This window comes from Hellea balneolensis DSM 19091, assembly GCF_000428525.1.
In the GTDB taxonomy this organism is placed as follows: Bacteria; Pseudomonadota; Alphaproteobacteria; order Caulobacterales; family Maricaulaceae; genus Hellea; species Hellea balneolensis.
Genome location: NZ_AUAC01000003.1, coordinates 693,549 through 705,443, shown reverse-complemented (window position 1 = coordinate 705,443; position 11,895 = coordinate 693,549). Strand labels below are relative to the sequence as shown.

Annotated in this window: 12 protein-coding genes; 3 read left to right on the top strand and 9 right to left on the bottom strand. The window is 48.2% G+C overall.

What is annotated here, in order from left to right:
- The first annotated feature begins 1 nt into the window (after window position 1).
- Together F569_RS0109545 and F569_RS0109540 are read left to right on the top strand one after the other, a co-directional pair.
- Window positions 2–754, top strand: coding sequence for an SDR family NAD(P)-dependent oxidoreductase (locus F569_RS0109545; protein WP_026942015.1), 753 nt, complete (start codon window positions 2–4; stop codon window positions 752–754).
- Between the two features lie 4 nt (window positions 755–758).
- On the top strand, window positions 759–986 hold the full coding sequence (locus F569_RS0109540; protein ID WP_026942014.1) for a hypothetical protein: 228 nt from the start codon (window positions 759–761) through the stop codon (window positions 984–986).
- Here the strand turns inward: F569_RS0109540 and F569_RS0109535 are convergent.
- The 5 genes from F569_RS0109535 to F569_RS0109515 are packed head-to-tail and all read right to left on the bottom strand — an operon-like array spanning window position 983 to window position 5,970.
- Window positions 983–2,308, bottom strand: coding sequence for a sulfotransferase family protein (locus F569_RS0109535; RefSeq protein WP_026942013.1), 1,326 nt, complete (start codon window positions 2,306–2,308; stop codon window positions 983–985). The two genes, F569_RS0109540 and F569_RS0109535, sit on opposite strands and share 4 nt — an antisense overlap.
- Window positions 2,309–2,314: 6 nt before the next feature.
- A complete protein-coding gene (locus F569_RS18975; protein WP_051279679.1) occupies window positions 2,315–3,496 on the bottom strand; it encodes a dienelactone hydrolase family protein in 1,182 nt (393 codons plus the stop codon).
- A 9-nt stretch (window positions 3,497–3,505) separates the two neighbouring features.
- A complete protein-coding gene (locus F569_RS0109525) occupies window positions 3,506–4,648 on the bottom strand; it encodes an MFS transporter (RefSeq protein WP_026942012.1) in 1,143 nt (380 codons plus the stop codon).
- Window positions 4,645–5,046 carry a hypothetical protein gene (locus F569_RS0109520; protein ID WP_154813704.1) on the bottom strand — a complete coding sequence of 134 codons (402 nt, stop codon included), beginning with the start codon at window positions 5,044–5,046 and terminating at the stop codon, window positions 4,645–4,647. Before F569_RS0109520 ends, F569_RS0109525 begins: the two co-directional genes overlap by 4 nt.
- A 45-nt stretch (window positions 5,047–5,091) precedes the next feature.
- On the bottom strand, window positions 5,092–5,970 hold the full coding sequence (locus F569_RS0109515; protein WP_026942010.1) for an SDR family NAD(P)-dependent oxidoreductase: 879 nt from the start codon (window positions 5,968–5,970) through the stop codon (window positions 5,092–5,094).
- A gap of 174 nt (window positions 5,971–6,144) precedes the next feature.
- Here F569_RS0109515 and F569_RS0109510 point away from each other — a divergent pair, with 174 nt between their 5' ends.
- Window positions 6,145–7,839: an FAD-binding protein gene (locus F569_RS0109510; protein ID WP_034388123.1), complete on the top strand. Its 1,695-nt coding sequence runs from the start codon at window positions 6,145–6,147 to the stop codon at window positions 7,837–7,839.
- A gap of 2 nt (window positions 7,840–7,841) precedes the next feature.
- Here F569_RS0109510 and F569_RS0109505 read toward each other — a convergent pair whose 3' ends face one another.
- The 4 genes from F569_RS0109505 to F569_RS0109490 all read right to left on the bottom strand — a co-directional run bounded on the left by F569_RS0109505 (window position 7,842) and on the right by F569_RS0109490 (window position 11,877).
- Window positions 7,842–8,804 (bottom strand): formylglycine-generating enzyme family protein, encoded by a 963-nt coding sequence (locus F569_RS0109505; protein WP_051279677.1) that lies wholly within the window; start codon window positions 8,802–8,804, stop codon window positions 7,842–7,844.
- Window positions 8,805–8,811: 7 nt separating this feature from the next.
- The gene (locus tag F569_RS0109500) at window positions 8,812–9,306 is read right to left on the bottom strand and encodes an Lrp/AsnC family transcriptional regulator (RefSeq protein WP_026942007.1); all 495 of its coding nucleotides are present in this window, start codon (window positions 9,304–9,306) and stop codon (window positions 8,812–8,814) included.
- A gap of 9 nt (window positions 9,307–9,315) precedes the next feature.
- Window positions 9,316–9,780, bottom strand: a complete 465-nt coding sequence (locus tag F569_RS17405; RefSeq protein ID WP_034388120.1) for an Lrp/AsnC family transcriptional regulator — start codon at window positions 9,778–9,780, stop codon at window positions 9,316–9,318.
- A gap of 177 nt (window positions 9,781–9,957) precedes the next feature.
- A complete protein-coding gene (locus F569_RS0109490) occupies window positions 9,958–11,877 on the bottom strand; it encodes a DUF3604 domain-containing protein (RefSeq protein WP_051279675.1) in 1,920 nt (639 codons plus the stop codon).
- Window positions 11,878–11,895: the final 18 nt, after the last annotated feature.

The window sequence follows — 11,895 nt, the reverse complement described above, 5'->3', positions numbered from 1 at the left end:
GATGTTGAAAAATAAAGTCGCATTGATCACAGGCGGAGGCCAAGGCGTTGGCCAAGGCATCGCGCTCGCTCTTGCAAAAGAAGGCGCTCATATTGTTGTAACAGGCCGCACCCTAGAGAAATGCGAGACCACAGCAAAAATGCTGCGTGATCACGGCGTGAAAGCTTTGGCGCTGCGCTGCGATGTGAAATCCGGCTCTGATCTTGAAGAAATTATGGATAAAACAATCGCTGAGTTTGGTCGTCTGGATATCCTTGTCAATAATGCCCAAGAAGTTGCGCGCGGCCCCCTCCTATCGATTACTGATGAACAGATGAACGGCAATTGGGACTCCGGTCCCCTTGCAACGTTCCGCCTTATGAAATTGGCTTACCCTCACCTCAAAGAGTCAAAAGGTAATGTTATCAATTTGTGCAGTTCTGTGATGAAGCGCTGGGACGTCGGCACTTATGGTGTCTATGCAGCCGTCAAAGCCGCCATACAGCAACTCACCCGCGCGGCGGCGAATGAATGGGGCAAGGACGGCATTTGCGTCAACGCTATCATGCCTCATGCTAAATCCCCAGCTCTTGCGGGATGGATGGAGCGCAACCCCGTCGAAGCCGAACATTTTCAAAAGTCAATTCCGCTTGGCTATGTCGGGGACTGCGAAGATGACATAGGAGCATTTGTTGCTATGATGTGTAGTGAAAATGCTCGTTATCTCTCAGGTCAAACCATTGCACTGGATGGCGGGCAAGTTTTTATAGGGTGATTTTATGAAAACGACCTACGTTCCCGAAATAAGTGAATTAACAGACTGGATAAAGAATAATGTTCTGGATGAGCAGAATTTCACCCTAGGTAATAAGCTGTCCGATTTATCAGTAGATGCAAGTTCTTATCAAAATGAGCCCTTAGACATTCAAGTTCCAAAGAAACTATCACCAGAGGAAGAAGCACAACACTTGCTGGAATATATTATCGGTATTGACGAAATGGCCTAAAATTCCACCTTTACGGGGAAAGCGTCATAATAAAACCCGAAGCGTTCTCTTATTACATCGGGCTCAACGCCAAAATGCTCTTTAAGGTAATAGCGCACGCGGCCATATTTTCCGCGTGGGTGAGCCTTGATAAAATCAGCCATTTCTTGCCGCGCTTTTGGCGTTAATTCCAATTCGTGGAGGTCATATATTTTCTCAACTGTCGCCATATCGCCTGCCATGAACTCATGGAACATAACGTCCATACTTTGCTTTGGTCCCCAAACATGGCGATCACGCACACAAGCACGTAGCAGTGCCTCAATACGGTCTGTCCAATAGTCGAGTACCCATTTAGGATCAACAGACGTTCTTAGAATGCGATGCCCATAAGCAATCATTGTGGAGATAGATTGAATGACGGCCACAGGGTCGCGGTGCGTTAATATAGCTGTTGCATCAGGCATGACGGCTTTAAGAGCCGGAAGTTGCTCAGGATTTTGCACACATTTTAACACCCAGCTTCTATCGGTGTTTCGTTCGATCTGTAGAAGCTTTAGCACTTTGACCATATAGTCGTAATGCGGGGTTTGATCTTTACTAAAATAATAATCTCGATAGCCCGGTACCATGGAGGTCCATTCAAATTGATTACATCCAAAATCAAAGGTCATGAGCTCTAGCTCCTCATGAATATGATCAGGATTCATAGGGTGCATGGCAGCCAGGTCCGGCCCCATTATTTGCATCCCTGACCAACGGACACTGCACCTTAGATATCGCGGATCATCATGTGTAAGGCTGTCCCCGCTCTTTAGAAAAAGTGTCAGAGCTCTTGCGCCAAATTTGAGTTTGGGGCTTGCCTTTTCCTGCCCCGGCGCATGAAAAGGCTCCTGAGCGACCCAAAGGGGCAAAGACTGAAACCGCGAATCCGCCGCCAGCAAATTGACCAGATGCGTTGTCCCTGAGCGCGGTAGACCTGAAACTGAAAGCGGCTTTTTAAGCTCTGTTGTCGCCAGCTCAGGCGTTTTTTTAATACGGTCTTGAATGATAAGATGATTGCTCGCACAGCGAACTAAATCTTTGAAACATTGCTGCTCCCCCACGCCGGATAAGCCCTCATCATTCGCATAGTCATCCAGCAGAACTTGCAGGGGCTCGCGAAAGCTATCATTGCCAAAATCAGACAAGCCGGTGGTCTCAAGTGCTGCTTTTAAAACAGCCTCTTGCGTAAACTCGGTAACGCCTTTCTTGGCCCCGCTTAGTGCGAGTTTTTGCATTAGCGTTAATTTGGGATCCGCCAAGTCATTAAAAACAATATCATTTGGTTTAGCTGAACCCATTGTGCCCTATAATCCGAAGACCCTTTTCATGAAGTCTAACTGTAGCGCTTTGCTTATCTTATCGGCCTCGGGGTTGTTTCCAACAGTATAGCCTTGCCCAACACAGTTTCCTGCAAGCTCACCTAATCCCGCCCGCACCATAGCGCGTTGAGGGCGTGTCATGTCTGCAGTGGGTTGGAAGCGGCCAGATTTACCATCTACTAAGAAAACACCAGCCTTATCAAATGAAAACTCACAGCCACGAACGAAGCCTCCGCCAAATTCCGTAAGTGGCGCCGCATTTTCCCATGCATGACCCGCGCCTTTAATAACATGGCTTTCAACCTGGCTGCCTCCGGCCTCTAAGCCTTTGTAAACGTCTTGGCAAAGCGCAGGATCAACGGAGTTGTCCGAATCCCCGTGAATGGCAAGATAGGGGGCTCCTGTTGTTCCAATATAGCCGAGCGTTTGATGGCACGGCCCGTAAATATCCATGTGCAGCGCAAAGGCAGGCACATTAGGTGCCATAATATCTTTCAAGCGTTTATCCAGAACATAGCGTGTTCCCATACCGCCATAGCTATAACCCGTCACGCCAATCCGTTTTGCATCAATAGCGGGGTGAGTACTGAGAATTTTAAGCGCAGAATAAGCATCGGACATGATATCTACTTCGGTCGCCGCCATGGTTTTCATCACATATGGCGTGTCTTCTGTTACGCCGCGCGGCTCGTAATAATCTATTACAAATCCCGCAATACCGTTTTCGGCGAAGAGCGCCGCATAGTCCATTTCGCGGCCCTCTTTTATACCGCCCGAACCATGCATGATCACCATAGCGGGCACGGGCTCATCCGCGCTTATCCCTTCAGGCAAAACCAAAGTTCCCTTACCTTTATGTGTTTCAAGGGCGTCATAGCCGTTTAAAATCCGCGTAAAATCATAGGGGCTTTTAATAGGATAATAGAGAACCCCTTCATCATCTGTTCCAAGTTTTGTTTTCGCAGGGGGATAATCAGGAAATGGCGGTAATGGCAACTCTTTGGGGGTCGGCATGTCCTGCGTGGTTGTATCCAATTCATTTTGCGAGGCTTCAACCGTCGCGATATCCTCAAGAGATTTATCGGCAGCCACGTCAATCACGTCATTAGCCGCAGGTCCGCAAGCCATAAGTAAAAAAACGGTACTTATCAGAATAGTTTTTTTCATATACGCCTTTTATTCAGCAAGAGCTGTTGGAGGTTTAGGCCGCACCAAAAACATGTATGCGGCGGGCAATAAAGAGCAGAGTAAAACCATTATATAAATTCCGTTTGCGCTCCCGCCCTCTAATAATTGCCCAGCAATTTTACCGCCAAAAATCATTGAGACACCAAAAGCCATGGGCACGAGCGCGACAAGTTTATTGGACACATCAAACCGCACAATAGCTGCCGTTTGATAGAGACAGCCCAAAGTAAACCCGAACTCCCAGACCCAGCTCGAAATCATATAGGCATTAAAGGATGAGGCGGTGAACAGTCCAATAACGCCAAATAGTAAAATCAAGAATGCCACAAGATGAGGAAGGCGAATGCCGGCTCTTGCGCCTATTACAGCGCCCACGGCCCCTGCGGCTCCGCCTAGCCATTTCAGAACCCCGAACATCAGGCTGTTCTGCGCAGGACTAGGATCAAAATCTTGCGCGATAACGTAGAGAAAGAAAAACAGCCCTACATTGGCGAGCAAATAAATTGTAAAAATGAAAAGCACAGACCAACTTGGTCTGGCTTGTGACCAATTGGGAAAGCCTTTGAATTTCGCCGCAATCTTTGAGGAGGTCTTCTTCGGGAAAGCGAAGGCACCAAGACCCAGCAACAATGCAAATAACGCCAAGCCAAGCATTGCCCCTGAGAACCCACCTTTCGAAATAAACAAAACGGGTAAAATAATTAAAAAGACCCCGATTGAAATCAATTCAACAGAAAGCCGCGTTCCATAAGCCCGTTCCGGATCCGGCATATCCGCCAAAACACGCATGGCAAGTGCAATGGCTAATGCGCAGAAAAAACCAAAAACTGCGAAACCTGCATATATCGTCGTTCCGCTAAGCTGTGTTGCCAACAAGAATGAGGCGATAACAGCGCCCACTATAGCCAGGGCAGCAACCCGCCAATTCACGCGCTCAACCCAGATTGGGCCTGTCAATGTTCCTGCAAGATATCCAATGCCGGCCGTCAAGGATAGCGTCCCTAATTGCGCCGGACTGAGACTATAGGCGTCTCCGGCTGTTCCCAATAAAAGGGGCATAGTATTAAACACTAAGCCGCCAATAGCCGATACCATCGATATGGCGAGAATGATCATAAAGGTGTTCTTCACGACAAAGCCTTTCGTGATTTCATTAGCGCAAATATCAGGGCTATCCCAATGCTCAACACGAATAACGACGCGCCGACATGGAAACAAAATAACATTGCATCCCCGCCATTTCTGCCTTCCATATTCGCGGGCACGAACAAAAAGATGAGTAAGCCACGCGCTGTGAAAATAAAAGCAAACACCCAAAGAATAATGCGAATAGCCCTTTTAAAGGATGTCTTTGCTTTGTGAGCCATGAAAGCCAATCCGGCTAATAAAGCGGCAATGACTAGCGTAATGGTGAGCCCATAGAATGTTTTATCTGCGACCGACTGCACGACCTCTTGCGGCGCACCCAAAAACCTTACCGCCTCAGGCCCCATAAGCAAACCGCCTACATGTAATAAAGCTCCAGCCATCAAGGCTAAAGCGCCATAGGAAAATAGGGCGTTTGGCTTCACGCCTTAATAAACCCGCGCTGGATTGGGCGGGTTAGGTGAGCCGAGCATTTCGCGGTGGCTCGGCGGTTGTTTCCCGTTTCCGTCTTTCATTTTGTAACGATCCTTTGCGACTTCGGCGCCAACAAGTGTGTGTCCGCTTATCTCTTGGGCCTTGGGGTCTGTCGCAATCGCATAGAGTATATGACCCGTAAATTGAGGCGTCTCTGCCATCTCCATAAACTCTTTATATTGTTCAGGGTGGACCTCTGCTGCTATCAGTGCGCGTTCCGTTAAGAGTGGCCCCATCCAGATCGATACCGCCTGAACATTAAAGGGCTCCAAATCGACAGCCATGTCATGGGCGAGCTTATCAAGCCCTGCCTTTTGAGCGCCATAGGCGGGACCGTGCATATAACAACTCGCGCCAAAGGAAGACCCCATTCCAATAAGGCCGCGCTTTTGCTTTGCCATAATTTTAGCCGCATGCCAGCTCGCAACATAAGCTGAGCGCAGACCGACATCGAGAATGTTTTGCGCGTCGAGTTCCTTATCCCAAAACGGCTTTTGCTCAATCAGTTGATGGTGAATATAGGCCGCATTATTCATCAAAATATCACACTGCCCCTGCTCATCCATGACTTGCTCAAAAAGCTGTGCGACTTGGGCATCATCCGCGCTATCACAGATAACGCCAATGCCTTTTCCACCAGCATTCGTGCAGGCCTGAGCCGTCTCCTCAACTGTTCCAGGTAGCGGTGTACCGTCCCACCCTTTGGCCTTTCCGGCCTTTCTGGTGCGGCCCGTCACATAGACCGTCATACCTTTTTCCGCGAGGCCAAGAGCAATGCCTTTACCCGCACCACGGCTGGCACCTGTAACGATAGCAACTTTTGGATTTGGCATTTAATTCCCCATCATTCATATATTTTTTCTTCTAAGAACAAGTAGCAGACATATCAGAATGCGCAATATTTTTGTCTGTATTTTACGTATTCTAAGATAAAAGAACTCTATTTTCTTGCTTTTGCGTAGTATTTCGAAGAAAAATACACAAAATATAAGAGACAGGGAAATCCCATGACACCAGATAATAAGAATTGGCATTCTGATATTGAAGCGCCTCTGAATGTCGGCTCAGCGGATGATCTTGACTGGACAGATAAAGCTGACGTTGTCGTGATAGGTCTCGGCGGAGCGGGCGTTTCGGCCTCTCTTCAAGCGATAGAAAATGGATTATCTGTTATCGCTTTGGACCGTTTTGAAGGCGGAGGCGCCACGAAAGCGAGCGGCGGGGTTATTTATGCCGGCGGGGGAACATCTACGCAAAAAGAAGCCGACGTTGAAGACACAGCCGAAAACATGTTCAATTATCTGAAGCTGGAAACAGAAGGGATTGTGTCAGACGCAACATTGCGGGATTTTTGCGAGCAAAGTGCGCCAACCATTGAATGGCTCAAAGAGCACAAAGTGGACCTTCGAGGAACCTTGTGGCCACATAAAACCTCTTATCCTGCCCCGAAATATTTTCTCTATCACAGCGATAACAGCCTTGTTCCAAGCTATAAAAAACATGCCGCCCCTGCCGCGCGGGGACATCGTGGCTATGTTCCGATTAAACAGGGTGCAAAAGCCACTAATCTAGGGGGATCTATTTTCGACCCTTTAAAAGCCAGCGCCGAAGCCAAGGGCCTGAGGGTGCTGTCTTATACCGAAGTCCGTCAGCTTGTGACCAATGCGGTAGGTGACGTAATAGGTGTTAAAGCCCTACAGTTTGAAAAGGCTGAAACACTTGAAAACTACAAGACGCTTCGAGCAAAAGCCAATAAGCTCTTTGCGATGTTCCCGCCAATTATTCCAGGTTCAAAGTTTTTTTTCAAAAAAGCGATGGGGCATTTGAAGAAAGCCGAAGAATTAGCGAGTTCCCGCACCGAAATATTTATTAGGGCGGATAAGGGCGTTGTGCTGTCGGCGGGAGGCTTTGTCTTTAATTCAAAAATGATGGCGCATTATGCGCCTAAATATACTGCCGCCTATCCGCTTGGAACCGATGGAGATAATGGCGCTGGTATCCGCTTGGGACAAAGCGTGGGCGGAGCTGCTGAGAATATGAACCGCATCACGGCTTGGCGCTTTATCAACCCGCCTCTTTCATTTGCGCGCGGCATGATCGTCAATGAAAATGGGCAGCGTTTCATCAATGAAATGGTTTACGGCGCGACGCTTGGTGTAGAGATGACGGAAAATCACAATGGACGCGCATGGATGATATTAGACCGCAAATTGATCAAGCAGGCCTTGGAAGACGTGAAAGGGGATAAGGCACTGGCTTTTCAGCGGGCCCTCGCCAAGCTCAATGCCTATTTTGGCGCTAAGAAAGCGAAATCAATATCAGAGCTCGCAGCCATAATTAAGGTGGATGGAGATAATCTCGAAACGCAATTATCCGAGTATAATAAAATGGCCAGAGGCGAAATAAAGGACCCCTTCGAGAAAACACAAGACGACTTAGCCCAGCTTGATGAAGGCTCTCTTGTGGCTATTGATATCAGCCTCTCGGCGAAGCTCTTCCCCTGTCCGACTCTGACATTAGGAGGACTGAAAGTGAATGAAAGCACGGGGTGCGTTCTTGATGAAGGTGGCGAAGAAATCATAGGGCTTTACGCAGCGGGACGCAACGCGATTGGTGTGGCCTCGTGGAGTTACGTCAGTGGACTGTCGATAGCAGATTGCGTTTATTCTGGACGCCGTGCGGCCAATTCTCTCTCAGCCTAGGCCTATTCGGCTTTATCTCTCACGATACGAAACCCGATGTGAGATGTTCCGAAAATAAGGTCCTGCGGCTGACGCGCGGCAGGACGATAACGATAGCAATAAGACCGCGCACATAAAAATGAGCCGCCCTTTATAACGCCTACGGGAATGTCTCCTTGAGCTGAATCATAACCATCGGGATAGAGCTTTGCCCCCTCACCCAGCGCGTGAGTCGGATAATAGGTCGATGATGTCCACTCCCAAACATTCCCGATCATATCATAAAGCCCAAAACCATTAGGCGGATAGCTGCCTACAGGGGCAACACTTGCATAGCCGTCTTCTTTGGAATTTATGACCGGAAAGACGCCCTCCCATGTATTTGCCTTATCCTGTAATGCTGCGTTCTCAGCTTCAGACCAACTCAGCAGCGCCCCATTGAGGCCGCCTCGCGCCGCATATTCCCATTCCGCTTCAGTCGGCAACCGCCCTCCAGCCCAATCCGCATAAGCCGCCGCATCTTCGCGGGTGATATGAACGACGGGAGCTTGGAACTCAAAACCATCTTTCTCAGGACCCAAAGGATTTTGCCAGTTAGCACCAGCCGTAAGTTTCCACCAATTTAAATTCTTTGGCGTTTCAGGCGAAACAAAAACTACGGAACTAGGCACCACGTCAATGCCTGGGCCTCTTGTATCACTCGCGTTCCATCCCATTTCCGCGCGTGTCTTGTGACCTGTTGCATTTACGAAAGCAGAAAATTCTTTATTTGAAATTTCATGAGACCAGATTTCAAAAGGCTCTAAACATATCTTAACCACAGGTGTCTCTTCGCGGTAAATCCGCGTTTCACCCATCTCGAAACATCCGCCAGAAAGCGCAGTCCACCTGGCGTTAGTCTGAGGTTTATTTGGTTTTGGATCAGTTGCCCCTTCACACCCCATCAATCCGAAGAATGTCAAAATCAAAAACAAACGCGGCTGCATGTGCTTACTATTCAGCCGCTGCAACATATTCCGCGATAGGCGTCATGATCTTTGCAACGCGGTTATCATATTTGACAACATCCACTACAACAGATGTCTCCACAAGACGAACGCCTTTAATATCGAGTATCTTGTTACTCGCGACTTGGTGCACAGCTGAAAGCCCTTCAAATAGGCCAATCGCTAAAATATCAAATCGTCCGAGCAGGATAATGACGGCATTTATCTCAGACAGCTCAGCCACTTTTGCTGCGACTTCTTTTATCATTTTTTGTTCTGCATGAATGCCAATATAGGCAAGTTGCGGCGTATCCAGATGGGACATGTTTGTCACGGCTGTGAAGCGTATGTAGTTCTCGTCTTCAAGACGTTTGACCCGTGAACGAATAGTCCCTTCGGTAAATCCTAATTGCGTAGCTATTTTACGGTTTGAAAGCCGCGCATCCTCGGAAAGAAGCTGGATAATTTGTTGGTCAAGATCGTCTATTCTGTAATCACTCATGTTCGCCTCTTAGATCGGGGCTACGTCAAAATCATATTTAATGATGTCAACGGCAAAGCTGGGATCAAGGCTGCGCACACCTTTAATTTGCGATAATTTACTCAGAAGAAAATCGGACATTTTATCCATACTCGATAGCGTTACGAGGATTTCAATATCGTGTTTTCCGGTCACAAGTTGGACTGAAGCCACTTCGTCAAGTTTTGCAATATCACCTGCCACATCATTGGCCCGCCGCCCTTTCACGTCCACACCAATAGGCAGAAGCACATTATAATCAAAAGCGGAAAAATCAGAGACAGCAACAACCTTCATCGCCTTGGATTGCTCCATACGCTTTATTCGTGTCGCTACCATGGATGTCGTCACGCCGAGCTCATCCGCAATCTTCTGATTACTCGTGCGGCCATCCACTTTTAAGATTGCGATAATAGAATTATCCAAATCAGTGAATTGGAAATGACTGTCAGACATATTGGCCCTCTTGCTTGCGCTGCGCTCTATACATAACGTGGTGTCAAACACAACTCTATAGCTGCATCATTATAAAAGTCATTTTTGCGAAATTTAGTCTATCTATTTCTGCGCATTTCACCAGATTTTAGACGTCGTTTTCTTAAAATGCGTAATTATTGAGATGAACCATCAAGCCTATTGAACCCAAATCGCAGAGCTCCAAGCCCGGTCCTGTAAGGTCGCATGCATATCAGGATTAGGCGGCGTGCCATTGCGCATCGCATCCCATGTACTCCACCGGCATTTCGGATTTTCAAGAACGCGCAAATAATAGGCTGTGCTCTGTCCGGCCTGATAATCAGGATCGCTCCAAAGCGCCTTTAACTCTCCGCTTCCTGTTTCGTCATTTGTTTTACATGTCTCCAAATCAACCCTAGCGCCATTATCAGGACAGCGGCGCGTGACAGGGTCAGGCGCGGCCCCACCCGCACAAGCAACGTCATAAATTCGTTCCATATTCTTACCGCCCTCGGACCAAACTTTAACAACTTGAATGCGCTGCAAAGGATAGCCTTCCGGGTCCTTAATCGCCCAAGCGATAAAGTCAGGGGATGCCTCGCCGCCCTCAATATTACCGCCCATCGGACTGCCATTAGCATAGGCTTGCTCCAGCATATCGGAAGAGGACAAAATATCGTCTGAATAAGCGCCCGCAAAGAAACGCGTCTTGAGGCGCGGGCCTGATGTCGCAAAAGTTTCCTTGGCTGCCATCGCGTCAAAAATTTCGTCCCGCGTATTCGCTTTCGCCCAAACACCCGCCAGACCAGACGCCCCATATTGTGCGGTTGAAATTATATCCAAGTCGCCCTCTTCAGCCTGCGCATCTTCCCAGGTCTTCGCGCCCTTAGGCGGAATAGAGCGGCGATTGCTCAGCTCTGTATCATGCGGGAATTTTCCGAAGAAATTTTCTTCTGACAAAGAAGACGAGCTTACATGCGCATCAGTAGATCCGATAAACCCAAAAGCATATGGGTTTGCGCCCAGTTCACCCTCAAGTCCGATGCCTCGCGACAAAGCTTGACGGACAAAACTGCCCGGAACCTTTTCTGCAGGGACGGGCATCCCAACAAGAATTTCATAAAGCTCATGATCCGCGAATTCGTCTTCAGGTGACAAAAGCGGATGGGTTTCGGACGTGCCCTTGACCTGTGTCATTTCGACAATAGGTTCATTTAACATACGGTTTTCAGCATAGGCTTTGGTCAGCGGCGAGCCATCCGTTGTGGTCATCGCAAACATCTGCCCGTTTGACGCATTGGAATTATGCGGAATGGCGAGAACATCAATCCCGTTCGCCCGCTGCTCATTCATCCACTCCCATAAGTTCTCAGGATTGGTCGAATCAAGCGTTGTAAAAAGACGGGTCGGTGCTTTGTCCCGAAACACGACATTGCGGTGCAAATTCGTGGCGCCGAAATTATCATCAATATCGCCAATAATATTCATATTGGTATATTCATAGGCCGCAAAAGTCGTGAAAATGCCAGGCTCATTATGCTTCTCCGCCGCCGCCACATTTTCTGCCCAAGCGCTATCGATGAACTCGCGGTCATAAATGTCTTCGAGCGGTTCACCCGTGACAATCGTCGTGCCGACTTTCATGAAAGCCTGCATCCGTGCATCGCGTCCACCGCCAAAAATACCAAAAATAGACTTGGCTGTTTCTGATTTTGAAATGGGGTTATCCTTATCCCGCATCGCGGCAACGACGCCCATATATTCGCCATGATCTGTAACCCCGTAAAAATCCAGAGGAGGCCCTGAAATTGTTATGTCTTTTCCAGCGCCATTATCAATGGTCGCGCCTTTGGCAAAGCGATACGCATCATCTGCTGTTGTTCGGGTCCCCGTAATAAAGGCATCAAAAGAGTTTTTAGTATGCACATGCAGGTCACCAAAATAAGCATTTTTAGTCGGCGTTCGTTCTATCGTAGCGGGGTCAATTTTTATGGCCGCGACAACCTCTTTCACCTCTTTGGGCGCAGGTTTGTCTCCGCAAGACGCCAATAAAACCGCACTCAACGCTGCGCTTCCTAAGCATAGTTTTTTTAACATAATTTTCCCCTTATGGTT

Bases quoted from the DNA above. Each gene is read 5' to 3' on its own strand.
- F569_RS0109500 (WP_026942007.1), bottom strand. From the start codon at position 9,306: ATGAGTGATTACAGAATAGACGATCTTGACCAACAAATTATCCAGCTT.
- F569_RS0109505 (WP_051279677.1), bottom strand. From the start codon at position 8,804: ATGCAGCCGCGTTTGTTTTTGATTTTGACATTCTTCGGATTGATGGGG.
- F569_RS0109510 (WP_034388123.1), top strand. From the start codon at position 6,145: ATGACACCAGATAATAAGAATTGGCATTCTGATATTGAAGCGCCTCTG.
- F569_RS17405 (WP_034388120.1), bottom strand. From the start codon at position 9,780: ATGTCTGACAGTCATTTCCAATTCACTGATTTGGATAATTCTATTATC.
- F569_RS0109515 (WP_026942010.1), bottom strand. From the start codon at position 5,970: ATGCCAAATCCAAAAGTTGCTATCGTTACAGGTGCCAGCCGTGGTGCG.
- F569_RS0109540 (WP_026942014.1), top strand. From the start codon at position 759: ATGAAAACGACCTACGTTCCCGAAATAAGTGAATTAACAGACTGGATA.
- F569_RS0109520 (WP_154813704.1), bottom strand. From the start codon at position 5,046: ATGGCTGGAGCTTTATTACATGTAGGCGGTTTGCTTATGGGGCCTGAG.
- F569_RS18975 (WP_051279679.1), bottom strand. From the start codon at position 3,496: ATGAAAAAAACTATTCTGATAAGTACCGTTTTTTTACTTATGGCTTGC.
- F569_RS0109545 (WP_026942015.1), top strand. From the start codon at position 2: ATGTTGAAAAATAAAGTCGCATTGATCACAGGCGGAGGCCAAGGCGTT.
- F569_RS0109535 (WP_026942013.1), bottom strand. From the start codon at position 2,308: ATGGGTTCAGCTAAACCAAATGATATTGTTTTTAATGACTTGGCGGAT.
- F569_RS0109490 (WP_051279675.1), bottom strand. From the start codon at position 11,877: ATGTTAAAAAAACTATGCTTAGGAAGCGCAGCGTTGAGTGCGGTTTTA.